Origin of the sequence: Sivoneniella epilithica UHCC 1019 (genome assembly GCF_040830845.1) — a bacterium.
Taxonomy (GTDB): Bacteria; Cyanobacteriota; Cyanobacteriia; order Leptolyngbyales; family Leptolyngbyaceae; genus ULC077BIN1.
In genome coordinates this window covers 1-515 of sequence record NZ_JBFPDP010000132.1, presented here as the reverse complement: position 1 = coordinate 515, position 515 = coordinate 1, and the positions used below count along the sequence as shown (strand labels likewise).

Annotated in this window: 1 pseudogene; it reads left to right on the top strand. The window is 48.5% G+C overall.

Going from position 1 to position 515, the window contains the following annotated elements:
* Window positions 1-41: 41 nt before the first annotated feature.
* Window positions 42-515, top strand: a pseudogene (locus AB3R30_RS26975) (IS1 family transposase); the annotation flags it as partial.

Genomic DNA, 515 nt, shown 5'->3' with positions numbered 1-515 from the left:
CGGGCGTTGCATAATAAAGATATGAATCAAGGGAAATCGCTATGCAATGTCCTGAATGTGGCTCCTCCCATATCCGTAAGAATGGGAAGAACAAAGGTAAGCAGAATCACATCTGTGTGGACTGCGGTCGCCAATTTATTGACCACTACAACCCACCCAAAGGATACTCAGAGGAAGTCAAACGCGAATGTCTGAAAATGTATGTCAATGGCTCAGGATTTCGAGCGATCGAACGAGTCAAAGGAGTACATCACACCACGGTCATCTACTGGGTCAAACAAGTCGGAGAACTGCTACCCGATGCCTACGCTCCTGAGAGTCAACCCCAGGTCGCAGAACTCGATGATCTGGAACCCTTTGGCGGCTCAAAAAAACAAGATCTGGCTGTGGACAGCCGTAGACCACTTCAAGCCAGGGATATTAGGGTGGGTCGTCGGAGACTATAGCGCTGCAACATTTACTCCTTTATGGACCTTGGTGACGATGTGGAACTGCTACTTTTATGTCAGCGATGG